The organism is Polynucleobacter sp. HIN9 (assembly GCF_030297635.1).
Taxonomy (GTDB): Bacteria; Pseudomonadota; Gammaproteobacteria; order Burkholderiales; family Burkholderiaceae; genus Polynucleobacter.
In genome coordinates, this window is sequence record NZ_AP028140.1 from 186904 (window position 1) to 211486 (window position 24583).

Consider the following 24583-nt stretch of genomic DNA (forward strand, 5'->3'; position numbering starts at 1 on the left):
GCTCTATTTTTTGAACAGCCCGCCGAGTCCTTTGGCGGCGCCACGGGCAGCAAGCGAGCTCATCATCTTGGCCATCTTGCCGCCTTTCATTTGCTTCATCATGCCTTGCATTTGTTCAAATTGCGCCAAGAGGCGATTGACCTCTTGAACTTGAACTCCTGCGCCGGCGGCAATGCGACGCTTACGACTCGCCTTGAGTAGCTCCGGTTTGGCACGCTCTTGCGGGGTCATGCTATCAATGATCCCTTGCATATGCTTCATTTGCTTATCAGCCATTCCTAAGTTCGCTTTACTAGCCTGTTGCGCAATTTGGCTGGGTAGTTTATCGAGCAGATTGGCCATGCCCCCCATGTTTTGCATTTGCTTAATTTGCTCTCGGAAGTCACTAAGATCAAAACCACCTTTTTGTATTTTGTTAGCAATCTTTTGGGCTTGCGCAACATCAACAGTTTGCTGGGCTTGCTCGACCAAGGCCAAGATATCGCCCATACCAAGGATGCGGTTGGTCATGCGCTGCGCATCAAAGGCCTCCAGCCCATCCATTTTTTCTGCAACGCCAATAAATTTGATGGGCACGCCGGTAATATGACGAACCGATAGCGCTGCACCCCCGCGGGAATCACCATCCAGTTTGGTCAGAATGACGCCGCTCAGGGGTAATGCCTCATGAAAAGCTCGCGCGGTATTAACAGCGTCTTGACCAAGCATGGCATCGACCACAAAAAGAGTTTCAATCGGTTTGAGACTCGCATGCAAAGACTTAATCTCTTGCATCATTTGTTCGTCAATTCCTAAACGACCTGCCGTGTCAACAATTAAAACATCGTGATAATGGCGTTTAGCCCAATCGAGCGCCGCATTGGCAATCTCAATGGGCTTTTGGTCAGGTGAGCTTGGAAAGAAATCCGCTCCAACTTGAGCGCTAACCGTTTTTAACTGCTCGATCGCGGCCGGACGATACACGTCGCACGAAACAGTCAAAACCTTTTTCTTTAACTTTTCTTGCAAGAACTTAGCAAGTTTGGCTGCCGAGGTTGTTTTACCAGCACCTTGCAAACCAGCCATCAAGATGACCGCAGGAGGTTGGGTGGCTAGATTTAATTTCCCAGACTCTTCTTCAGTCCCACCCATGATGAGAGCTAGCTCGCGTTGCACAACCCCCACCAAGGCTTGACCAGGGGTGAGACTGCCCACCACATCCTCACCAAGTGCCTTGAACTTGATTTGCTCCATGAGACTCTTTACCACCGGCAGGGCAACGTCAGCCTCTAGTAAGGCGAGACGAATCTCGCGCAGCATGTCGGCCGTATTGTTTTCTGTCAGGCGAGCTTGACCCCGCATGGTTTTAACCACACGACTTAGGCGGTCGGTCAGATTCTCAAGCATTTATCGATTAGACTTTCGAAATGACTATTTTAGGTTACTCAGGATTTGGCTGGTTGCCATCCTTACTTTATCTCTTGCTGATTATTGTTTTGGGTTATCGCGACCAAAGGCGCCCTGAGACCCCATTTTTTATTGGCTTGGTCCAAATTTTGATTCTGATCGTGTTGATCATTCACGGAATCCTGTTGTACGAGTCGATTTTTAATGGTGAGCGCTTTGTATTTGGCTTTGCGCAAGATCTCTCCCTGATGGCTTGGGTGGGACTCAGTTTTTACTGGATTCAGAGCTTTTTCTTACCCATTTCCAGCTTGCGGCTGATGACCATCAGCATGGCGATGTTTTGTGCGATCCTGCCCGATCTCTTTCCAGGGTCGGTCATTTCTCAGCGTGCCGTCGCTGATCCTTGGTTTAAGGCGCACTTTATCGTTGCAACCTTTGCGGTAGGATTTTTTAGCCTATCAGCGATGCTTGCGGTATTAATGAACTTACAAGATCGGGCTTTGCGCAAGGGTATGGCCAATGGTATGGGCGGTGCGCCGACCTGGATTGAAAGTCTGCCGCCATTATTGACGATGGAGAGTTTCTTGTTCCGTTTGCTCTACGTCGGTTATGCGCTATTAAGTATGACCGTCTTCTCTGGTTTATTTTTCTCACAAGAGCTGTTTGGTAAACCACTAGTCTTTGACCATAAAACGGTATTTGCACTCTTATCGTGGCTCTTGTTTAGCGGTTTAGTGGTTGCACGCCTACGGGTTGGTTTACGAGGTCCAACAGCAGTGCGCTGGGTTTTAGGTGGATTTGTGGCCCTGTTGTTGACCTATGTAGGCACTCGCTTTGTTGCCGAAGTGATTTTGCAGAGAACTTAATTTTGCTGAAATGGATTTTGCTTGGCTTGGGCTTGGCCTTTGCCTATTGGTGGTTGGTGCTTAAGAAAAAGCACGATCAAGAAAAGGCTTTGGAGCCGAGGTCAGCACCGCCCTCTCAGTTAAAGCCCAAGCGTATGGTTTCTTGTTCGTATTGCGACCTTCACTTGCCTGAAGATGATGCGATTGCATGGGATGGGCGCTATTACTGTTGCGCCGATCATCGCGATAGCTTAAGTCAAAAGGGTTGGTGGGGTAGGGCGCAGTGGCGAGCTTCTCCTAACTTTGATGAACGACCCGCTTCAATTAAACCGGATTTGGTGGTCATTCATCATATTAGTTTGCCCCCCGGTCAATTTGGTCGTGATCGCATTATTGATTTTTTTCAAAACAAGTTAGATGCGCGCACCCATCCTTATTTTGAGCAAATTGCGCATCAGAAGGTTTCAAGCCATTTCTTGATTGATCGTGATGGACAGGTCATTCAGCTGGTATCGGTTCATAAACGGGCTTGGCATGCAGGCGCGTCTCAATTTTTTGAGCGGGAGCGTTGCAACGACTTTTCTATTGGTATTGAGTTAATAGGGGATGGCGAATCAGCCTTTACCAATGAGCAATACACAGCCCTTGCCCAGCTGATTGACTTCTTAGCAAAGAATTTTTCCAACTTGCAGTTTGCGGGACATAGCGATATTGCGCCCGACCGCAAGACCGACCCAGGCAAATCATTTGATTGGGTGCGAATACAACGATTGGCAAACCTAAGTAAGGAACAATTGCCCTTCGGGGTTGAAGTCCGCTAGCTATTTCTCCATCAGGTAAGCGGTCGCTTACATCGCTTTTTTGAAGATTTCATTTCTATCAAAAATAGGGAAATTACTAATAAATTCTGAAAAAAAGAGCTTACCTAATTTAAAATATTTACCTATACTTAGTATCCAGAACGATTCAAAACCACTACATCTAGTGTTTTTGTTACAAATTTGTCTTTTTTCCAATAAATACATATATATAGCAGGAGCAATATGACCTTCGCCGATCCTCAAGCAGCTGGCCAAGCAGGTACCACGAGTCATGGAGGCGTTAGCCCCGTCGGTAATTTGACTCAAACCCCATCCGCCAACTATGTGGCCGGTGGTGTAGGTCTTGCTCAAACCACCCAGCTTTCAGACTACAAAATCATTCGTCGTAATGGTTCGGTAGTTGCTTTTGAGCCCTCGAAAATTGCCATTGCTGTGACCAAAGCATTTTTGGCGGTCAATGGTGGTCAGGGCGCAGCTTCAGCACGGATTCGTGAGCAAGTTGAGCAATTGACCCAAAACGTGGTTCGTGCGCTATTGCGCAGCCGTCCCAATGGCGGAACCTTTCATATTGAAGATATTCAGGATCAGGTTGAATTGGCCTTGATGCGTAGTGGTGAGCATAACGTTGCTCGGGCTTACGTGCTTTATCGCGAAAAGCGCAACCAGGAACGTGCTGCGCAGCAAAGCGCGGCCCAAGAGCAGGTTGCCGACCCAAGTCTGCCTTCTGTTCAAGTGAACGATAACGGTGTTACTAAGCCCCTAAACGTGGCTGCTTTGCGCAGTGTGATTGAGGCGGCATGCGAGGGATTGGGTAACCACATTGATGCTAACCCCATCATGACCGAGACCATCAAGAATCTCTATGACGGTGTTCCCATGGCTCAAGTCTATGACTCGGCTATTTTGGCATCGCGCACCCTGATCGAAAAAGACCCTGCGTATAGCCAGGTGACCGCTCGTATTTTGATGCATGTGATTCGGAAAGAAATTCTGGGGCGTGAGGTCTTGCAAGGCGATATGCAGTCTGAGTATCCGAATTATTTCCCCCAATTTATTCGTAAGGGAATTGAGGCGGAGCTACTGGACCCCCGCCTTTTAGAGTTTGACCTGAGCAAAATCTCGGCAGCACTCAATGCCGATCGGGATTTGCAATTCAATTATTTGGGTCTCCAAACCCTCTATGACCGTTACTTCTTGCATATTGAAGACCATCGGATTGAGATGCCGCAGGCATTTTTCATGCGCGTGGCAATGGGCTTGGCTTTAAATGAGCCAGAGCGTGAGCGTCGTGCGATTGAGTTTTATGAGGTTCTTTCTACCTTTGACTTCATGTCGAGCACCCCAACCCTGTTTAACTCAGCAACTCTGCGCTCGCAGCTATCGAGTTGCTACCTCACCACGGTCGATGATGACTTGGATGGCATTTACGAGGCCTTGAAAGAGAATGCCTTGTTATCGAAGTTTGCTGGTGGTTTGGGCAATGACTGGACCAATGTGCGCGCCTTGGGCAGCCATATTAAGGGCACCAATGGTAAGTCGCAGGGTGTTGTTCCATTCCTAAAGGTTGTGAACGATACCGCTGTAGCCGTAAACCAAGGCGGCAAGCGCAAGGGTGCGGTTTGCGCCTACTTGGAGACCTGGCACTTGGATATCGAGGAGTTTTTGGAGCTTCGTAAGAATACCGGTGACGATCGCCGCCGCACCCACGATATGAACACTTCCAACTGGATCCCAGATTTATTTATGAAGCGGGTGATGGAAAACGGTGAGTGGACTTTATTTTCTCCATCAAGCACCCCCGATTTGCACGACAAGTATGGCAAAGCCTTTGAGCAGGCTTATATCGCCTATGAAAAGCGTGCTGAGGCCGGCGAAATTAAGCCATCGAAGAAGATCCCTGCAGTTCAGTTATGGCGCAAGATGTTGGCCATGCTATTTGAGACCGGCCATCCTTGGATTACCTACAAAGATCCTTGCAATATTCGTAGCCCTCAACAGCATGTAGGCGTGGTGCATTCATCCAATTTGTGCACTGAAATCACCCTCAACACTAATGAGACTGAAATTGCCGTTTGTAATCTAGGCTCAGTCAATCTCACCGCTCATATGACCACTGATGCCGACGGTCAAATGGTGCTTGACCATGCCAAACTCAAGAAGACCATCCAGACCGCGATGCGCATGCTCGATAACGTGATCGATATCAATTACTATGCGGTTGCGAAGGCTCGTAACTCCAATATGAAGCATCGACCAGTTGGTCTTGGGATTATGGGCTTCCAAGATTGCCTGCACATGCAACGCATCCCCTACGCGAGTGAGGCGGCGGTCAAGTTTGCTGATACCTCGATGGAAGCGGTTTGCTATTACGCATATCAGGCATCGAGTGAGCTTGCTAAGGAGCGTGGCACCTACAGCAGTTATCAAGGATCGCTGTGGGATCGCGGCATTTTGCCCCAAGATACCCTTAAGATGCTCCAAGAGGAGCGCGGTGGTTATGTTGAGGTAGATCAGTCAAGCACCATGGATTGGAATGCACTCCGTGCTCAAATTAAGCAATACGGTATGCGTAACTCCAATTGCGTCGCAATTGCCCCAACTGCAACGATCTCGAATATTATTGGTGTCTCGGCCTGCATTGAGCCCACATTCCAGAATTTGTTTGTGAAATCCAATCTTTCTGGTGAGTTCACCGTCGTAAATGATTATTTGGTGCGGGATTTGAAAGATCGCGGTCTATGGGATGAGGTCATGATTGCCGATTTGAAGTATTTTGACGGTACTCTGTCTAAAATTGATCGTGTTCCCCAAGATCTGCGCGATTTGTATGCGACTGCCTTTGAGGTTGAGCCAAGCTGGTTGGTTGAGGCTGCTTCACGTCGCCAAAAGTGGATCGATCAAGCTCAATCGCTCAATATCTATATGGCCGGCGCATCCGGTAAGAAGTTGGACGACACCTATAAGTTGGCCTGGATTCGGGGATTAAAAACCACCTATTACTTGCGGACCATGGCAGCGACCCATGTTGAGAAATCAACGGTCGCCACAGGTCAACTCAATGCAGTCTCTAGTGGGGCAGTGAGTACCGCAGGGGCAGTTGCTGCGGATGGCCCGGTTTGCACGATGCGTCCTGGCGATCCGGGGTTTGAGGAATGTGAAGCTTGTCAATAAGCTCGATGAGAACATTAGAACAAATAGGAATTAGGAGAATAGTATGTTGAACTGGGATGAAGAAGTCGCTCCAGCCCTTGCTAAGGCAGGGTTTGTGCCGCCACCCTCGCCAATGGCCGTTCCGCCAGTGCAAGTTGCCCCTGTAGCCGACCAGGTTGCGGTTGCTCCTCCGGTGCAAGCGGCAGCAAAATCAGTAGCCGATGCCACTGAGCGTCGGGTTAATGTGGCAGATAAGCGAGTCATTAACGGTACGACAGACGTTAATCAGTTAGTTCCCTTCAAGTACAAATGGGCTTGGGAGAAGTACCTAGCCGGCTGCGCTAACCACTGGATGCCCCAAGAAATCAATATGAATCGCGATATTGCGCTTTGGAAAGACCCTAATGGCCTGACCGAAGATGAGCGTCGCATTATTAAGCGTAATTTAGGTTTCTTTGTAACCGCGGACTCCTTGGCAGCGAATAACATCGTATTGGGAACCTATCGCCAGATTACGGCTCCAGAGTGCCGTCAGTATTTATTGCGCCAGGCTTTTGAAGAGGCTATCCACACCCATGCCTACCAGTACATTGTTGAGTCCTTGGGTCTGGATCAAGCCGAAATCTTCAATGCTTACCATGAGGTCCCCTCGATTCGGGACAAAGACGAGTTCTTGATTCCGTTTATTGATGTACTCACCGATCCCGCTTTTAAGACCGGTACTCTTGAAAACGATCAAAAGCTATTGCGCTCCCTGATTGTTTTTGCCTGCGTGATGGAAGGTTTATTCTTTTATGTTGGTTTTACGCAAATCCTTGCGATGGGCCGTCAAAACAAAATGATGGGGGCAGCGGAGCAGTATCAATACATCTTGCGTGATGAGTCGATGCATTGCAATTTTGGTATCGATTTGATCAACCAAATCAAGCTGGAGAACCCGCAGTTATGGACTTCCGCGTTCAAAGAAGAGATTCGCGGCATCTTCGAAAAAGCGGTTGAATTAGAGTATCGCTACGCTGAAGATACGATGCCAAGAGGGGTGCTTGGATTGAATGCTCCCATGTTCAAAAGCTACCTGCGCTTCATCTGCAATCGTCGTTGTATGCAAATAGGACTTGACGCGATGTATCCAAATGAAGAGAATCCATTTCCATGGATGTCAGAAATGATAGATCTGAAAAAAGAGAGAAACTTTTTTGAGACCAGAGTGATTGAGTATCAAACCGGTGGTGCGCTGAGTTGGGAGTAACAAAAAGCTAGACCAGCGCTTCCTCCGGCAATATAGGAGATAGTTCGGTTGATTAGTATTAGTAGTCGCTTGAAACTGGCAAAAATGCGAAAACCCTTGAAACAGGGTGACCGGGCTTTCTTCCCAATTTTTTCTACCCTCTTTGAAAAGCTGCTTCCCGCAAGGGCTGCAGCTTTTTTTCCAGGATTCATTAGCGTGCAGCACCATGCAGTAAGCCGCGCGCCGATGAATAGCTCGCTCGTTTCCCATGGTGCACCGCAAGGCGTAACGTGGAGTCATGGTCGGGTTTTCTTAATCAGTAGTTTGTTCTAATCCTCACACGTGAAGGAGAATCACTATGGCAATCGCCAAAAAGAAGTCTGCTGCAAAGAAACCAGCTGCTAAGAAAAAAGTAGCTGCTAAGAAACCAGCTGCTAAGAAAGCTGCTGCGAAGAAGCGCCCAGCTGCTAAGAAAGCTGCCGCTAAGAAGCCAGCTGCTAAAAAAGCAGCGAAGAAGCCTGCCGCTAAAAAAGCTGCTAAGAAAAAAGTAGCTAAAAAGCGTCCTGCTGCTAAAAAGAAAAAAGCTGCCAAGAAAAAGCCTGCTAAAAAAGCAGCCAAGAAAAGGCCTGCTGCCAAGAAAGGTGCTTCTGTAAAAAAGCCCGCGGCTAAGCCCGCCGTTGCTGCTCCAGCGCAAACTGCGCTGAATCCGGCTGCGGCTTGGCCATTTCCTACAGGCAGCCGTCCCTAAGCCTAGGCTTAGTGGATAGTTGAAGTAGTCTGGATGGGGTCCTTCGGGACCCCATTTTTATTTAGAGAGCGATAGCAGTACCAAAAGCTGCTTTGAAGCGATCGCTAATTTCCTTGCGAGTGGGTTGATGGTTTTGAGGCCCTTGATGCGCAATTTTGATCGATCCCATGAGGCTGGCTAAGCGTCCGGTTGTCTCCCAATCCAAACCTTTTTCAAGGCCATACAGCAGACCTCCCCGGAATGCATCACCACAACCGGTTGGATCCGCAATCTTCTCAGCGGGAACTGCGGGGATATCAATGACTTTGCCTTGTGCATGAATCTGCGCTCCTTGAGCTCCTTTCGTCACGATTAAGGCGTCGAGGCGACTTGCCAGCTCGTTTAGGGATAAGCCGGTACGCTGGCACAGCATTTCACCCTCATAGTCGTTTACAGCCACATAGGCGGCTAAATCGACGAGCTCAAGCAGTTCTTGGCCGTTAAACATTGGCAACCCTTGGCCTGGATCAAAAATAAATGGAATCTTCGCCTCCGCAAATTGATGGCAATGCTCCCACATGCCAATTCGGCCATCGGGGGCAACGATACCGATGTGTTGATCCTTTTGATCTAGACTAGCCACACAGTCATCGACACGATTTAAGTGGGAGTCATTCATGGCTCCAGGATGAAAGGCGGTGATCTGGTTATTGGCAAGATCGGTAGTAATCATCGCTTGAGCCGTAAAGGCTTGATCGAGTTTTTTAATGAACTGGCGGCTCATCCCAATTCTCTCGAGATGGGTGAGGTAGGGATCTGCATCTGCCCCCACGGTCGCCATGATCATTGGTTTGCCGCCAAGCAGTTGGAGGTTATAGCCAATATTGCCAGCGCATCCGCCAAATTCTCGGCGCATGCTAGGAACTAAGAAGGCGACGTTCAGAATATGGATTTGTTCTGGAAGAATTTGATCCTGGAAGCGACCCTCAAAGGTCATGATGGTGTCATACGCAATGGAACCACAAATAATACTTGCCATAAAGTTCTCTATAGGGATGGGGGTTGGGTGGAGGATGGATATGCTACACGTAAGCGATAACCCGCAGCATTCGCTGGAAGCTGCAAGGGTAGCGATAGGTTAAATAGTTCTTTAGGTGGCGCTCCCGTTAGTAAAAAGCTGGGATGGGCGCTTTGCCAGGTTTTGGGGAGCCACTCCTCAGGGCTCATCAGAATACGAGCAATAGTTTTTTCATCGGCGTCGCTAAGCGTTAGCTCCAAATGGGGGATTGCAACTGGGACCAATAAACGATTTTGTAGCTCGATTTGCAAAATGGATTGAACCTCAATGCCGCGCTTACTGTCATCCATTCCGAGATTGGCAAGTAGAAAGCGCCAGGCCGTGAAATCAATTACAGCCCTCTGGTCACAGGGCAAGACTTCGCAAATTCCCCGATCAACAGTTTGTAGCAATTCAAAGCTACGTAAGGCAATTAGGTTGGGGTTTTTATCTAGGTTGGGTGCAAAAAAATGCAAAATTGGCACACGCCAAAGGCTCATTGCGACTAGGAAGCCGATCATCATTAATATGCCAACAGTGATCAAAAGTTTGCGTAGATGAAACCCCCCATGTTTTGTCATGGGAGCGCTAACAATTGAGCGATTGGGCTTTGAGACATCCTCAATCGAACGCAGATTCGGAACCCGATCTTGCTTAGAGACCGGCTTTTGGCCATGTAGGCAAACCCAGCCCTCCGTGGACCTCCAGATCGACAGCGGAATATGGAGCTGATAGCAATCGATGACCTCTTGCGCTTGGCGCTCTAGGATGCCCGAAAGGATTAATTGCCCACCATCCTTTACGCGTGCGATGAGAGCAGGCGCTAAAACTTGTAAGGGGTTGGCTAAAATATTGGCAATCACGACATCAAAAGGGCGGGACCCAATCGTGGCATCAATATCGTCGGGTAACTGAAACTCAATAGAGGTTTCGTTTTGTTGCGCATTCGTACGCGCCGATTCAATGGCCTGTGGGTCAATATCGGTTCCAAATACGGTCTGAAAGCCCAGTTTTTTGGCAGCGATGGCCAAGATGCCAGAGCCACAGCCATAATCCAGCACACTTTGACTTTTGCAAACAGGGTTCTTGCTGTATTGCTCAAGCCATTCAAGGCATAGTCGAGTGGTGGGGTGACTGCCGGTACCGAATGCAAGGCCAGGGTCAACTGCCAGGCAGATTGCGTCTGGTTCAGACGGTTTTTGATGCCACGAAGGGACAATCCAAATACGTTTACCAATATGAATCGGGTCGAATTGATTTTGTGTCATCGACACCCAATCTTGGTCAGCCACAAGCGATTCAATAGGTGTTTGAACCGCAAATCCAGCCTCTAAAAGAATGCTGGCTAATTCTTCCTTGCTGGTTTCGAAGCCTTGATCAAAGAGTGCTTTAACAACGGATAAATCCCAAGCTTGCACTTCGGGCGATAGTCCTGGCTCGCCATACAGGGGGTTTTCGTCATAGCCGCCCGCTGTAGCATCCTCGACCGAAACCGAGAGCGCCCCAAGTTCCATGAGCGCATCGCCCAAGGGTTCAGCAATTTCAGCAACGACCGTAAATTGGAACTCGCGGTACGACATTGGCTTAAGAAAGCCTACTTTTCACCACGAGTCGCAGATTGCTCCTCAAGGCGTTGTTCAAGGTAATGAATGCTCGTGCCGCCCTCTACAAATTTTGAGTCGAGCATCAGCTCGCGATGCAGGGGCACGTTAGTGAGAATGCCATCGATCACCATTTCGGAGAGGGCAATCCGCATGCGACGAATTGCTTGCTCACGTGTAGCCCCATAGGCAATTAACTTACCGATCATCGAATCATAGTTCGGGGGCACCAGATACCCGCTATAGGCATGCGAGTCAACGCGAATACCCGGGCCGCCAGGCATATGCCATGATTGAATTCGACCTGGGCTGGGAGTGAACTTAAAGGGATCCTCCGCATTTAAGCGACATTCAATCGCATGGCCCTTAAAGACGATATCGCGTTGCCGAAAGCCTAGTTTTTGACCGGCTGCAATCTTGATTTGCTCTTGAACAATATCAATCCCAGTGATCATTTCGGTTACCGGGTGCTCCACTTGCACGCGGGTGTTCATCTCAATGAAAAAGAACTCACCCTTTTCATAGAGAAATTCAAAGGTGCCAGCACCGCGATAGCCTATCTTTTTACAGGCATCAGCACAGCGTTCTCCAATCTTGGCAATTAGTTTGCGATCGATTCCTGGAGCCGGTGCCTCTTCAATCACTTTTTGGTGGCGACGCTGCATCGAGCAGTCTCGCTCACCCAGCCAAACCGCATTCCCATGGGTATCTGCTAAGACTTGAATTTCCACGTGCCTTGGGCGCTCTAAAAACTTCTCCATATAGACTTCGGGATTACCAAAGGCGCGTCCCGCTTCCTCACGGGTCATGTTCACGGCACTAATCAGGGCTGCTTCGGTGTGAACCACACGCATACCGCGCCCTCCGCCACCACCAGCCGCTTTGATAATGACGGGGTAGCCTACACGCTTGGCGGTCGCCAGAATTTCTTTTGGATTGTCAGTGGGTAAAGCGCCGGCTGATCCGGGAACGCAGGGAACCCCTGCCTTAATCATGGCATTTTTAGCCGAGACCTTGTCGCCCATCAAGCGGATCGACTCCGGTCTCGGGCCGATAAACGCAAACCCAGACTTTTCAACCCGCTCAGCAAAATCCGCATTCTCTGAGAGAAATCCATAGCCTGGATGAATGGCTTCGGCATCGGTGACTTCAGCCGCAGAAATAATTGCTGGCATGTTCAGATAGCTTTGGGTCGAGGGTGCCGGTCCAATGCAAACCGCCTCATCAGCAAGCTTTACGTATTTCGCATCTTTATCTGCCGTGGAATACACCACGACCGTTTTAATGCCCAATTCTCGGCAGGCTCGTTGAATTCGCAGCGCAATTTCGCCACGATTGGCGATCAGTATTTTGTCAAACATGGCGATTAGGCGATGACGAATAGCGGTTGGTCAAATTCAACGCCTTGACCGTTCTCGCACAGGATTTGTTTGATTACCCCTGCTTTCTCCGATTCAATTTCATTGAGAAGCTTCATGGCTTCAATAATGCATAAGGTTTGACCAACAGTTACGGTATCGCCCACATTCACGAAAGCAGGTGCCTCAGGATTGGGGGAGCGATAAAAGGTTCCTACCATCGGGGACTTCTGTACGAACCCCTCTGGCGCGGCACTTGCTTGTGGGGTAGCAACAACCGAGGCAGTTGGAACTTCGGGTTGGATCGGTGCTGGTACGACCATGGTACCCATGGGCGTCGCTGCGGGAGCATTTGCAACGGAGCCAGAATGGCGAGCATTCACAATCTTGACTTTGTCTTCACCTTCGCTCACCTCTAGTTCGGAGATTCCAGATTCAGAAACTAAGTCGATCAGGGTTTTGAGTTTTCGTAAGTCCATGCCAAACCTCGTTGTAATGATTTTTAATGAGAAGCCAGTTTGTTCTGAATTGCTGCCAATGCCAGTTCATAACCCTGGGCGCCTAGACCGCAAATCACGCCCATGGCTAGGTCTGAAAAATAAGAATGTTTGCGAAATTCTTCACGCTGGTGAATATTCGAGAGGTGCACTTCAATAAAAGGGATCGCTACACCAGCTAAAGCATCGCGCAGGGCAACGCTGGTGTGAGTAAATCCACCTGGATTAATGATGATGAAACCAATACCATCCTTTTTTGCCTTCTGAACTCGATCAATTAGTTCACCCTCATGATTGCTTTGAAAGCTTTCCAGCGAAATTCCGGCATTTTTAGCAAGCTCGGCCATGCGCTTCGTAATGTCTTCAAGGGTTGTTTTGCCATAAACCTCAGGCTCTCTAGTGCCGAGAAGGTTTAAATTAGGACCATTTAGAAGCAAAACAGAGGAATTTGAATGGTTAGTAGGCATAGATCGCTACAGTTATTGAAAAATATCGATTAATTTGGCGATAAATCCAGAAAATTAACGTAAGAAGCAGTATACCCCCAAGAGCTTGGAATACCTAGAAATTGACCGTTTTTTTAAGAATTGAACGAAAAATGGCCGTCTAAGCCATTTTCAATATTGGTCTAAAAGTAGCTAATTTTAATTAAATTGCGTCTTTAATAAGCTTTCTAAGCTCATCTTCGCTGATCTTGCCTAATTTTCTACCTGTGATATCCCCTTTGGCATTGATCACTACCGTGAAGGGTAGGGCTCCCGATGGGTTTCCTAGCATTTTGTTGATGTCGTTGCCACCAAGTCCACCTAAAACAATGGGATAAGAAATAATGGTAGTTTCAATAAATTGACGAATATTCGAGGGTGAATCGATACCGATACCGACAATTAGCATCTTTTTAGGATCATATTCCCCTTGAACTTTGTCTAAGGCGGGCATTTCTTCAACGCATGGCGGGCACCAGGAGGCCCAAAAATTGATGACCAAAACCTTATTTCTCCAATCTTGGGTTGAAATGGGCTTTTGGTCTGGAGAGAACCATTCGCGTTCAAAAAGAGCTTTGACTGCCTCTTGGGAGGCAGATTGGAGGGCAGTTCTGCGATTGGCAATAAAAGCGCCTGCTACTGCGGCAACAATTGCGACCACACTTCCAATTAGAAAATGACGACGGTTCATGACTCTCCTTAGCTAAAATCCACGCATGCATATTCATATCTTGGGCATTTGTGGCACCTTCATGGGTGGAATCGCGGCAATTGCCAGGCAGGCCGGTCATGAGGTAACCGGATGTGATGCAAATGTTTATCCACCAATGAGTACCCAGCTCGAAGCCCAAGGTATTCAATTAATCGAAGGATACTCCCCCGATCAACTACGTGAATTTAAATCGAAACCCGATTTATTTCTGATTGGGAACGTGGTCTCTAGGGGAAACCCCCTGCTCGAGGAGATTTTGAATCAGGGCTTGCCATATACCTCGGCCCCTCAGTGGCTTGGCGAGCAAGTTTTATCAGGTAGGCATGTCTTGGCTGTTGCTGGAACGCATGGCAAAACTACAACGACGGCCATGCTCACCTGGATTTTGGAGCGTAATCACCGTAAACCCGGATATTTAATTGGTGGTGTGCCATTGAACTTTTCAGTATCAGCGCGCTTAGGTGATGGGAACTATTTTGTGATCGAGGCGGATGAGTACGACACCGCTTTTTTTGATAAGCGCAGTAAGTTTGTGCACTATCGGCCCCGAACTGCGATTCTCAATAACCTCGAGTTTGATCATGCGGATATCTTTAGCGATTTGGCTGCGATTGAAACCCAATTTCATCATTTAGTCCGAACCATTCCGCAAACCGGTTTGGTGCTTGCCAATGGTTCACAACAGTCATTGGATCGCGTACTCGAACGTGGTGTGTGGTCTCCCGTCGAACGGTTTGGTTACGGTGACTGCGATTGGGCGTTAGAAGATATTGAGAATGCGGCTGGTAAACGCGGCGCTGATTTTGCAGTCTTTTATCAGGGCAAGAAATGCACAGAGGTTCATTGGGCTGAAGGCTCTGGAGTGATGGGCGTTCATAATCAACTCAATGCGCTAGCAGCGATTGCGGCTGCCCATCATATCGGCATCACCCCAGAAGAATCTGCTTTTGCTTTGGCAGAGTTCAAAAATGTCAAACGACGCCTAGAGCTCATTGGTGAGCAACATCAGATTCGTGTATACGATGATTTTGCCCATCATCCAACGGCAATTGCTACCACTATTGATGGATTACGTAAACAAGTGGGTGAGGCACGAATTCTGGCGGTGCTTGAGCCGCGCTCCAACACCATGAAGCTTGGAGTTATGAAGTCTCAGCTTCCGGATAGCTTGAGAGAAGCCGATTTGGTATTTGCCTATGGAGCAATTAGTGGCAAAGATGCCCTAGGTTGGGATTTGCAAGAATCGATCGCGCCATTGGGGTCTAAGGCGAAAAGCTTTCATGATCTTGGGCGCTTAGTTGAAGCGGTATGTGGTGAAGCTAAACCCCATGATCATATTTTGGTGATGAGCAATGGTGGCTTTGGCGGTGTTCATCAAAAAATTCTGGCTCGCTTAGAGCGCCTGAATCCCTAATTAGAGGAATTGGTATGCGTTTACGAAACAAAGTGGCACTCATTACTGGAGCAGCCAAAGGAATTGGTTTTGCAACTGCTAAACGGTTTGCCGAGGAGGGAGCCAAGGTCATGTTGGCCGATCTAAATGAAGCTGCGGTAATGGACGCCGTCGGCCAACTCAAGCATGCGGAGCCCTATGTGTTGGATGTCACCGATCGAGCCAGTATTCAGCGTGCGGTTGACGACATCATCGCCAAACATCATCGCATTGATATATTGATTAACAACGCAGGAATTACTCAAGATGCCCGCTTGGTGAAAATGACCGAAGAGCAATTTGATGCAGTGATCGATGTTAATCTCAAAGGCGTTTTTAATTGCACCCAATTGGTGGTTCCCCATATGCTAGAAGCAAAAAAGGGCGCGATCGTCAATGCCTCAAGTGTGGTCGGTATCTACGGTAATTTTGGTCAAACCAATTACTCTGCAACTAAATTTGGCGTGATTGGATTTACCAAAACCTGGGCCCGTGAGTTCGGGCAAAAAGGGATTCGGGTGAATGCTGTGTGTCCTGGATTTATTGCAACCGAGATGGTCAAGGCGATGCCCGAGAACATTTTGCAAAGTATTGAGCAGCGTTCGTGGATGGCGCGCTTAGGCACTCCCGAGGAAATGGCGAATGTGTATCTATTTCTAGCGAGCGATGAAGCCAGTTATGTCAATGGTGTAACCATCGAGGCTAGTGGCGGGATTTCGCTTTAATGCATTTGCTATATGAAGAAGGCGGTGAGCTGCGAATCGCGACCGTCTTGTCATCCTCAGGGTCTGGAGAGACTCAGTCATGGCAGGCAAGCGCTTTATCAGGCAAGCATCTCAAGCTAAAGGCTAAAGAGGTATGGCTGCAATTTGATCTTGCGAATCCTCAAGAAGTTCTTGAAGAAGCGCATGGTATTGCTGCAACAATTGATTTACAACTTCTATGGGATTGCGCGCCCGACCAAGAATTTTTTTTCCAGACAATTGCCAAAGAGTATTTTGGGGACACCATAAGTACTCCCCAATTAATCGGTTTAGCGATTGCATTGCAAGGAGCTCCTGTTTACTTTCGACGCAAGGGGCGAGGCGTCTTTATGCGGGCACTACTCGAGCAACTGCAGGCGGGATTAGCGGCAATTGAGCGCAGGCAAAGAGAGCTTCTACAACAACAAGCATGGCAGGAAGAACTGATTGAAGGAAGGCTGCCAGATGCTTTGCATTCGCAGGTGAATAGCTTGCTGTTCCGTCCAGATAAAAATAGCTTGGCATACAAAGCTTTTCATGGGGCTTGTGAACAGACAGGAGAACATCCGGCGCGTTTGCTGATGCGCTGTGGTGCTTTGGATTCCCCGCAGTCTTACCATCATGGCCAATTTGTGCAAGCGCATTTTCCGAAAGGGACAGGCTTCGCAAGCGATTTTCAATTTACACCAGAAGAATTTGAAAAGGCCATTGCCGGCTTGCCGACTGCCCAAGTGAAAGCATTTTCAATTGATGATGCAAGCACAACAGAAATCGATGATGCCTTGTCATTAACGCCTATCGGTAGTGGTCTATATCGATTGGGTATTCATATTGCAGCACCTGGTTTGCTGATTCAAAAGGGCGATCGTTTTGATCAAGTTGCGCGTCAACGAATGTCAACGGTTTATTTCCCGGGTGACAAAATTACCATGTTGCCAAAGCAGTTTGTTCAGTATTTCTCTTTAGATGCAGGCTCAGCCCATCCTGCCATTTCTTTATATCTTGAGATAGATGCCTCTGGCCAACGAACCCAGACGCCTGTGCAAAGTGCTCTCGAGTTAGTGCCGATTGAAACTAATCTTCGCTTAGACGATTGGGAACCACTAGTTGACGAAGCCTTCTTGGCCCAAGAGAACTCATCGTTGCCGCATCACGAAGCGCTGACTCGATTGTGGGCTTTGGCTCAAAATGAGCATCAAAAACGTCAAGAGCAGCGTGTCAAAGACGGCTTGCGAGCGGAGGTCTTGGGTCAAGCTGATCCAAATGCTTTAATCCGTGATTTCAATTTCAAGATCACTTCGTCAAGCAATGAAATCGTGATTGAGCCTCGTGTTCGAGGTTCGATTTTGGATACCATCGTGGCCGAATGCATGATCTTATGTAATCAGATTTGGGGACAAGCGCTAGCTGAGCATGGTTTACCGGCGCTATTCCGCACCCAGAAAGGTTGGGGTCCTCAGCGTACACGGATGCAAACCACCCCTGGCCCTCATGAGGGCTTGGGTGTTGATTGTTATGCGTGGTGTACCTCGCCATTACGTCGGTATGCAGATCTTGTAAATCAATGGCAATTGATTGCCATGATTCGAAATGGCGTAACAGCGAAGATGACAGCTCCCTTTCCTCCAAAAGACTCGGAGATCATGGGAATTGCCGCTGATTTCGATACGGTATATCTTCAGTACGGGGAATATCAGTCACGCATGGAGCGCTATTGGTGCTTGCGTTGGTTGGCGCAGGCTGGATTGCCCCATTCAATCTACGCACGTCATCTGAAAGAGGGTATGTCGCGGCTTGAGCCTATTCCACTGCATTTACCCATCCCTGAATTGGCGAGTCATCCTCGTCTCACCCGCGCTAAGATCGAAGTTATGGATATAGATCTTTTAGACCTATCTGCTAAGGCCCGTGTGCTTGAGCTGGAAACCAGCCCGAGTGAAGTTAGTGCTGAGGTAGAAGGGGATTTACCAGAATGAGACTGGCTCTGCATTCATTTGAGGTGAGTCGGTCTATTAAGCCGCTATGGATCGCATTAGCCATATCTCTGCTGGTTCACCTTGCCCTATTGAGTCAGCGCTGGTTCAATCCGCCAGAAACCGAGAGGCGTTTCAATACACCATTGAGTATTGTGCTCGTGAATGCATCAAGCCCCGCGCCTCCTCAAAAAGCACAGAAATTAGCACAGGCTAATTTGGATGGTGGGGGCCTAACTATTCGGGAGGATGCGAGTGCATTGCACCGCGCCCACTTGGGTGCCGATGCTAAGTTAGAGGCACTTGAGAAGCGCCAAAAGCAATTGTTATCCAAATTAGATACCGATAAAAAACAGGCCAGTGGAATGCGATCGGGCGAAGAATCTAAACAGCTCTCTCAGACCAATGCGTTGGAAGCCGAGCTTGCTAGACGACTTAGCCCTGAGGGTCGTCTTCCACGTCGCGCGGTCCTTAGTGCAAGCAGTACCAAAACGGTTGCGTTTGCATATTACTATGATGGTATGCGTCAAAAGATTGAAGCCTATGGCAATACTTTTTTTCCTCGCGTCCAGGGTCGGCCGTTGTATGGTAGCTTGGTGTTAACTGTTAGTGTTGATGCAGAGGGTCGAATTACTAATAACGTCAAAGGGCGTGAGGGTATTGAAGTAAGTCACTCATCCGGTATTCCAGAGCTTGATCGTCAAGCAGTGGCGATTGTGCGCGCCGCCGCTCCGTTCGGAGCGTTTCCAAGTGAGATGCGTCAGCAGATCGATGTTTTGGATTGGGTTTCAACGTTTGAGTTCACACGCGATTTGAAAGATCAATCTGGCAATCGACTGGAATTAAGGGGTGCCAAACCATGAGTCACTATCCCTTTTTGACTGAGCTGAAGCCAAATCGTTTTGTTAGCAAAAATATTTATGCGGTATTTGGTAACCCGATTGGGCATAGCAAGTCTCCCTTAATTCATGAGCGGTTTGCGATACAAACCCAGCAAGAAATGGATTATTTAAGGATTCAGCCGTCAGTGGATGGATTTGCAGCAATGCTCACCCAATTTTTTGTCCTTGGTGGTAAGGGTGCAAGCGTCACCATTCCGTTTAAATTGGATGCCTATCAGTTATGCAAACAATTGACTAGCCGTGCTCGCTTAGCAGGTGCCGTAAATACAGTCTGGCAAAAAGACGGAGTACTCTGGGGCGATAACACCGATGGTGCTGGGTTAGTGGCTGATCTGCTTTCTCAAGGGGTTGCCATTTGTGAAGCAGATGTCCTGATTGTGGGGGCAGGTGGTGCAAGTCGCGGGATCATTGAGCCACTGCTAAACCAAAAGCCCAAACGGATTTGGATTGCCAATCGCACAGCTCAAAAAGCTCACGAGCTCGTGTCGATATTTCAGTCTTTAGCAACAGAGCTTGACGTGGAGTTAATGGCAAGCAGCATCGCTCAATTGGAGGATCAAACGACCCCTGCATTCTCACTTGTGATTAATTCGAGCTCAGCTGGACTCGAGGACCAAAGTCCTTTAAGCACATTAGCGGCAGATCACGTGTTTTGCCCTGGTTGCTTTGCGTATGATTTGGTATACGGTAAAACCACGGTATTTATGGAGCAAGCCTTGCAGCGCGGCTGTCGGATCAGTGACGGCTTGGGAATGTTGGTAGAGCAAGCTGCCGTTGCCTTTAGTCAGTGGCGTCAAGTGGACATCAAATGTTTAGATACTCGGGCTGTTATTGCACAGCTTCGGTACGCTTAAATCATGTCATGGGTCATATATTTCCTCAAATGCATGGCTTGGGGACTGATCGGTTTGCAGTTTTACTTTGTGATCCAAATTGGTCTATGGGCATTCATGAATCCAAGCAGTACAGCATTTCAGAGGGCGGAACGTTGGCGTCTTTGTCACTGGAATCTGAGCTGCCCAATCCAGCATCGTTGGGTTTCGTACGAGCAGATCAGCAATGATTTAAAGCGGGCGATTCTGGTAAGTGAAGACGATATCTTTTTTAAACATAGCGGGGTTCGTGTTGAGGATATGCAAAAAGCCTGGGAGCGAAACCAAAAAGGCGGCAGCAAGGTGGTGCGCGGCGGCTCCACAATCACACAGCAATTGGCCAAGAATTTATTTCTTTCCTCTGAAAAAAACTACCTACGTAAAGTACAGGAGCTAGTCATTACCGGACTTTTAGAGTTGATGCTTTCCAAACAGCGGATGTTTGAGATTTATATGAATTCCGTTGAATGGGGTGAGGGGTTTTTTGGGATTGGTGCAGCGACTTCTCACTACTATGTGACTAATCCAAAAAATATTAGTCGCGAACAGGCAGCCGCATTAGCATCTGCTTTACCAGCGCCAAAATGTTTTGATAAAAGTAAGTACTGCAAACGCGGGAGTATTGATTTTGGCCTACGCCAACAATTTATTTTAGAGAATATGGATCGTGTAGCTTTGCCTAAAAACCGCTAGTAATACCAAGCATCTTTTTATTTGGCCTGCGCAGATCGAATCGCATCACGGGTTGCTATTGCTACTTTTCTGGCAGCTTCTGCAAAGTCCTTTCCGTTGCTCGCATACAAAATGGCGCGCGATGAGTTAATCATCATTCCCGTTCCGGGTTTATTCGCTACTTGCCCCGCAGCAACCGTCGCTTCAATATCCCCGCCTTGCGCCCCGATTCCAGGGATGAGTAAGGGCATGGCGTCGACGATGGCTCGAACTCGGGCGATTTCTTGGGGAAAGGTGGCTCCCACCACAAGTGCAATTTGACCCGCTTGATCCCACTCTTTGGCAAGGTGTGCAACGCGTTCAAACACTGCTTGGTTGCTGTTGATGGGAAGGTTTTGTATATCGGACCCGCCTGGATTGGAGGTACGGCACAAGATGATGACCCCTTTGCCCGAGTGCTGAAGATAGGGTTCGATCGAGTCTTTACCCATGTATGGATTGACCGTCACGGCATCGGCCCCATAACGCTCAAACGCTTCTAATGCGTAATGTTCGGCGGTGCTCCCAATATCACCCCGTTTGGCATCCAAAATAATGGGGATCTGTGGGTAGGATCTTTTGAGGTGGGCGATCAGGTCTTCCAGTTGGTCCTCTGCTCGTTGGGAGGCAAAGTACGCAAACTGTGGTTTAAATGCACACACCAGGTCAGCACATGAATCCGCAATTTCTTTACAAAAATTGAGGATGGCTTTGGGGCCTTTGCCTATGCTGGGCGGGAAGCGCTGGGGATCGGGGTCTAGACCTAGGCAGAGCATGCTGCCCTGGGATGCCCAGGCAGCCTCGATCTGATCCCGAAAGGACCCCGAATTTTTTACCAAATGTAATGAACGATTCATAGTGCATAGGATAAACTAGCGCATTCGTCGGGAGTTCACCATGATCAACTTGTTCGTCCTACAAAACGGCCGTCTATCGCAAGAGCAAGTCGAAGATCGCAATGAACTGCTCCAACACCACAATCCAATTTGGATTGATGTGATTGACCCTGAAGAGGAAGAGCTGCTTTGGATTAAAGAGGCTTTTGCCGTTCAACTGCCTGAGTTGGACGATCTTGGGGACCTGGAGGCGTCTGCACGCTATTTTGAGGCAGACGATGGGCATCTGCATATTCGCACCGACTTTTTGCTAGACGAAGAAGATACATCACGCAACGTGAGGGTGGCGTTCGTCCTGACCAATCAGGTGTTGTTTTCGATCCACGATGAAGATTTACCAGTGTTCCGTTTGGTACGCTTGCGGGCGCGTTTGCGTCCGGGTTCGGTCAGTAATGCGAAGGATGTACTCCTTGATCTGTACTCCACCGATGCCGAATACTCGGCCGATGCACTTGAGGAGGTTTATGAAAATCTTGAGCGCGCGGGTAAACGTGTTTTGTCGGAAACGATCACCGACGCCGACGCAGCAGAAGTTCTTGAGACGATTGCCACTGAAGAAGATACCAACGGCCGAATTCGTCGCAATGTCATGGATACGCGGCGCGCACTGTCATTTCTGATGCGAAGCAAATTATTGTCCGACGAACAGCAAGAAGAAGCGCGTCAAATTTTGCGAGACATTGATTCTCTAGAGAATCACACAGCATTCTTATTTGACAAGATTAACTTCTTGATGGATGCGACGGTTGGCTTTATTAGTCTGAACCAAAGCAAAATCATTAAGATCTTCTCGGTGGTCTCGGTCGCCTTAATGCCCCCAACCTTATTGGCAAGCATTTGGGGTATGAACTTTGAGTACATGCCTGAACTCAAAGAGACTTGGGGCTACCCACTGGCAATCATTACCATGATCATCTCGGCAATGATTCCTTTGGGCTACTTCCGCCACAAAGGCTGGTTGAAGTCAAATTAGCGGGACTCGCTTGCAGTGAGTTGCACAAGGAGTGACTCGATCGCGTAAACGCAAGCCTGCTCCCGAATGCTCTGACGATCACCGCTAAATTGTTTCGTTTGTGAGCGGGTTTGGATCTGATCAGCCACTCGCATTCCCCAAGCAAAGCAAACCATCCCGACGGGTTTATTCGCACCCCCTCCACCTGGCCCAGCAATTCCAGTAACAGCAACACTAACTTGGGCTAGGCTATGGTTGAGAGCGCCTTTGGCCATAGCCTTTGCAACCTCTTCACTCACGGCCCCATATTGTTCGATCAACTCCTTTGATACGCCAATACTTTCTTCTTTCGCTTGATTGCTGTAGGTGATAAAGCCCCGCTCAAACCAGTCGCTGGATCCAGTAAGGCTCGTGAGGTGTGCAGCCAATAAACCTCCAGTGCATGACTCGGCTGAGGCAATCTTGAGACCTTTAGCTAACAAAGTTTGAGCTAATTGTTGAACCAGTGGGGTGATGGATGATTTCATATTAGCCAGTGTATTCCAAGCATCACGATCAAAATAGTAAAGAAAGCGGCAATGAGATCGTCAATCATGATTCCAAAACCATGTTTGATGATCTGCGATGGGTTGATATGTTCTTGATGGATCCAGTTTTTCTTAAAGTATTGATCGACGCGATTGATGGGCCATGGTTTGGCGGCATCAAAAAATCGAAAGATTAAAAATGCGATTGCTTGTACCCATAGATTATTGGATCCAATCAACAATAGGATCCAAGCAAAGGAGATGATTTCATCCCAAACAATCGAGCCATCATCGGGGCGCTCTAGATCGTGGCTGCATTGACCGCAAGCCCATAGTCCATAAAGCGTTCCAAGGCTAAGTAAAACAAACATAGCCGTTGTTGAAAGAACTGCGTTTAGGATCAAAAACAAAGCCCAGGCAAGCAGGGTGCCAGCCGTGCCTGGAGCAATTGGAGCAAGGCCGATCCCAAAGCCGATACCAAATACCCGATGCACGGATCCCAGCATCCAATTTAATGATGGGTGGCGAGTTGCTTTCATCAATCTCTAATCTCGAAAGTGATCAAAAGATCTCAGCAGCGCTTGGGATTTCTCGGGGCTTAGTGGCATGCCCTCACTATCCTCGAGTATCAGCAAACTTTCATTCTGGACTTCGGTAATTTGGCCGATACAAGTCAAAGGGAGTCCGAGTTCTCTTGAGAGACTCGCAATCTTGTCATGTTGATCTGGGTTTGCAGTAAAGCAAAGCTCATAGTCATCGCCACCAGAGGCTGCGCATTGATACTGAATTGCCTGATCTTGCCGACGCAACACCGGTGAGCGAGGCAAGGCGTCCACGTTAATTTTGGCGCTCACATGGGATGATTCCAAAATGTGTCGCAAATCGCCTAATAATCCATCTGACACATCTAAGGCTGCCGTTGCGATTTCACGTAGAGCAATTCCGAGTGCCACTCGGGGCAGCGGTGAATGAAGGCGTTGATTGATCTGATTGAGTTCTTCGGCGCCTAGATCCAAAGACCATTCTTTACGAATGCATCCGAGTGCTAGACGAGCATCGCCCAGTGCACCAGAGACCCAAATGAAGTCGCCCACCTGAGCGCCCGATCGTTTAATCGCTTGTCCATTTGGAACCACACCAAAAGCCGTGATGCTAATCGTTAATGGCCCTTGACAGGTATCGCCGCCAATTAGGTGGCAATCAAATAGATCGGCTAAGTCAAAAAGACCATTCGCAAATCCATGTAGCCATGCTTGCTTTTGTTTCGGTAAGGCGAGCGCCAGAGTAAATCCGGTCGGCTTAGCACCCATTGCGGCAAGATCCGATAAGTTCACTGCTAGGGATTTTTTCCCGACGAGGTAAGGGTCGGTATCCGCAAAGAAGTGCCGATCAGCTACCAACATATCGGTTGTGATGACCACTTCCTCGTTTGGATGACAGGCAATCAATGCCCCATCATCACCAATGCCAAGAAGCGGAGCATGTTGCGGTTTAGCTCTCATCATTTGCAAAGCGCGCGTCTTGAAAATATCGCGAATTAACTCAAATTCCCCGAGTTGGTGGGTATCAGATGGCGGGTTTTGAAGGAATTGCTTCGTCATCCTTATATTGTAGGCGGGCTTTAAAGCCCCATTCTTACAAGACCTGCCATTCAAGAGGGCATTCAAAGGGACAGTCTTCAGAGGAATAGAATAGAGCTTTTAGCATT

22 protein-coding genes and 2 pseudogenes are annotated in these 24583 nt (G+C 48.4%); 12 read left to right on the top strand and 12 right to left on the bottom strand.

The window, feature by feature from the left end; genetic code table 11:
* Window positions 1-3: 3 nt before the first annotated feature.
* Window positions 4-1386 (bottom strand): signal recognition particle protein, encoded by a 1383-nt coding sequence (gene ffh, locus QUE62_RS01025; protein WP_286225535.1) that lies wholly within the window; start codon window positions 1384-1386, stop codon window positions 4-6.
* Between the two features lie 20 nt (window positions 1387-1406).
* Between ffh and QUE62_RS01030 the strand changes: the two genes are divergently transcribed.
* From QUE62_RS01030 to QUE62_RS01050, 5 genes and pseudogenes are all read left to right on the top strand, one after another.
* Window positions 1407-2252, top strand: a complete 846-nt coding sequence (locus tag QUE62_RS01030; protein WP_286225536.1) for a cytochrome C assembly family protein — start codon at window positions 1407-1409, stop codon at window positions 2250-2252.
* 2 nt (window positions 2253-2254) lie between these two features.
* Window positions 2255-3052, top strand: coding sequence for a 1,6-anhydro-N-acetylmuramyl-L-alanine amidase AmpD (gene ampD / locus QUE62_RS01035; RefSeq protein ID WP_286225537.1), 798 nt, complete (start codon window positions 2255-2257; stop codon window positions 3050-3052).
* A 222-nt stretch (window positions 3053-3274) separates the two neighbouring features.
* Window positions 3275-6223, top strand: a complete 2949-nt coding sequence (locus QUE62_RS01040; protein ID WP_286261737.1) for a ribonucleoside-diphosphate reductase subunit alpha — start codon at window positions 3275-3277, stop codon at window positions 6221-6223.
* 43 nt (window positions 6224-6266) lie between these two features.
* On the top strand, window positions 6267-7451 hold the full coding sequence (locus tag QUE62_RS01045) for a ribonucleotide-diphosphate reductase subunit beta (protein WP_286261738.1): 1185 nt from the start codon (window positions 6267-6269) through the stop codon (window positions 7449-7451).
* A gap of 343 nt (window positions 7452-7794) precedes the next feature.
* Window positions 7795-8178: pseudogene (locus tag QUE62_RS01050) on the top strand (histone); the annotation flags it as partial.
* Between the two features lie 61 nt (window positions 8179-8239).
* Here the strand turns inward: QUE62_RS01050 and QUE62_RS01055 are convergent.
* From QUE62_RS01055 to QUE62_RS01085, 7 genes and pseudogenes are all read right to left on the bottom strand, one after another.
* The gene (locus tag QUE62_RS01055) at window positions 8240-9196 is read right to left on the bottom strand and encodes a carbohydrate kinase family protein (RefSeq protein ID WP_286225539.1); all 957 of its coding nucleotides are present in this window, start codon (window positions 9194-9196) and stop codon (window positions 8240-8242) included.
* Window positions 9197-9204: 8 nt separating this feature from the next.
* Entirely contained in the window at window positions 9205-9795 is a 591-nt protein-coding gene (locus QUE62_RS01060) for a DUF3426 domain-containing protein (protein ID WP_353506048.1), read from the bottom strand.
* A gap of 72 nt (window positions 9796-9867) precedes the next feature.
* Window positions 9868-10794: pseudogene (gene prmA / locus QUE62_RS01065) on the bottom strand (50S ribosomal protein L11 methyltransferase); the annotation flags it as partial.
* A gap of 14 nt (window positions 10795-10808) precedes the next feature.
* Window positions 10809-12176, bottom strand: a complete 1368-nt coding sequence (gene accC, locus QUE62_RS01070) for an acetyl-CoA carboxylase biotin carboxylase subunit (RefSeq protein WP_286223898.1) — start codon at window positions 12174-12176, stop codon at window positions 10809-10811.
* A 5-nt stretch (window positions 12177-12181) separates the two neighbouring features.
* On the bottom strand, window positions 12182-12652 hold the full coding sequence (gene accB / locus QUE62_RS01075) for an acetyl-CoA carboxylase biotin carboxyl carrier protein (RefSeq protein WP_286225540.1): 471 nt from the start codon (window positions 12650-12652) through the stop codon (window positions 12182-12184).
* A 23-nt stretch (window positions 12653-12675) separates the two neighbouring features.
* Window positions 12676-13137, bottom strand: coding sequence for a type II 3-dehydroquinate dehydratase (aroQ, locus tag QUE62_RS01080; protein ID WP_286225541.1), 462 nt, complete (start codon window positions 13135-13137; stop codon window positions 12676-12678).
* A gap of 181 nt (window positions 13138-13318) precedes the next feature.
* A complete protein-coding gene (locus QUE62_RS01085) occupies window positions 13319-13846 on the bottom strand; it encodes a TlpA family protein disulfide reductase (RefSeq protein ID WP_286225542.1) in 528 nt (175 codons plus the stop codon).
* A 25-nt stretch (window positions 13847-13871) separates the two neighbouring features.
* Between QUE62_RS01085 and mpl the strand changes: the two genes are divergently transcribed.
* From mpl to mtgA, 6 genes are read left to right on the top strand one after another with little or no spacing between them, the layout of a single operon-like run.
* Window positions 13872-15281: a UDP-N-acetylmuramate:L-alanyl-gamma-D-glutamyl-meso-diaminopimelate ligase gene (gene mpl, locus QUE62_RS01090; RefSeq protein ID WP_286261740.1), complete on the top strand. Its 1410-nt coding sequence runs from the start codon at window positions 13872-13874 to the stop codon at window positions 15279-15281.
* Window positions 15282-15295: 14 nt separating this feature from the next.
* Window positions 15296-16024, top strand: coding sequence for a 3-oxoacyl-ACP reductase FabG (gene fabG / locus QUE62_RS01095; RefSeq protein ID WP_286225544.1), 729 nt, complete (start codon window positions 15296-15298; stop codon window positions 16022-16024).
* On the top strand, window positions 16024-18018 hold the full coding sequence (locus tag QUE62_RS01100; protein WP_286261742.1) for a ribonuclease catalytic domain-containing protein: 1995 nt from the start codon (window positions 16024-16026) through the stop codon (window positions 18016-18018). The genes fabG and QUE62_RS01100 overlap by 1 nt, the downstream gene beginning before the upstream one ends.
* A complete protein-coding gene (locus QUE62_RS01105) occupies window positions 18015-18878 on the top strand; it encodes an energy transducer TonB family protein (protein ID WP_286261744.1) in 864 nt (287 codons plus the stop codon). The genes QUE62_RS01100 and QUE62_RS01105 overlap by 4 nt, the downstream gene beginning before the upstream one ends.
* Window positions 18875-19771: a shikimate dehydrogenase gene (aroE, locus tag QUE62_RS01110; protein ID WP_286261746.1), complete on the top strand. Its 897-nt coding sequence runs from the start codon at window positions 18875-18877 to the stop codon at window positions 19769-19771. Before QUE62_RS01105 ends, aroE begins: the two co-directional genes overlap by 4 nt.
* Before the next feature lie 3 nt (window positions 19772-19774).
* Window positions 19775-20482, top strand: coding sequence for a monofunctional biosynthetic peptidoglycan transglycosylase (gene mtgA, locus QUE62_RS01115; protein ID WP_353506833.1), 708 nt, complete (start codon window positions 19775-19777; stop codon window positions 20480-20482).
* Window positions 20483-20499: 17 nt separating this feature from the next.
* Here mtgA and pyrF read toward each other — a convergent pair whose 3' ends face one another.
* A complete protein-coding gene (gene pyrF, locus QUE62_RS01120) occupies window positions 20500-21357 on the bottom strand; it encodes an orotidine-5'-phosphate decarboxylase (RefSeq protein ID WP_286261748.1) in 858 nt (285 codons plus the stop codon).
* Window positions 21358-21397: 40 nt separating this feature from the next.
* On the opposite strand from pyrF, the gene corA reads away from it, so the two are divergent.
* Window positions 21398-22369: a magnesium/cobalt transporter CorA gene (gene corA / locus QUE62_RS01125; RefSeq protein WP_286223909.1), complete on the top strand. Its 972-nt coding sequence runs from the start codon at window positions 21398-21400 to the stop codon at window positions 22367-22369.
* Here the strand turns inward: corA and QUE62_RS01130 are convergent.
* The 3 genes from QUE62_RS01130 to thiL are packed head-to-tail and all read right to left on the bottom strand — an operon-like array spanning window position 22366 to window position 24476.
* Window positions 22366-22875 (bottom strand): CinA family protein, encoded by a 510-nt coding sequence (locus tag QUE62_RS01130; RefSeq protein ID WP_286261750.1) that lies wholly within the window; start codon window positions 22873-22875, stop codon window positions 22366-22368. The two genes, corA and QUE62_RS01130, sit on opposite strands and share 4 nt — an antisense overlap.
* Window positions 22872-23414 carry a phosphatidylglycerophosphatase A family protein gene (locus QUE62_RS01135; RefSeq protein WP_286261752.1) on the bottom strand — a complete coding sequence of 181 codons (543 nt, stop codon included), beginning with the start codon at window positions 23412-23414 and terminating at the stop codon, window positions 22872-22874. Before QUE62_RS01135 ends, QUE62_RS01130 begins: the two co-directional genes overlap by 4 nt.
* Before the next feature lie 6 nt (window positions 23415-23420).
* Complete coding sequence (gene thiL / locus QUE62_RS01140) at window positions 23421-24476, bottom strand: thiamine-phosphate kinase (protein WP_286261754.1); 1056 nt, start codon at window positions 24474-24476, stop codon at window positions 23421-23423.
* Window positions 24477-24583 lie beyond the last annotated feature (107 nt).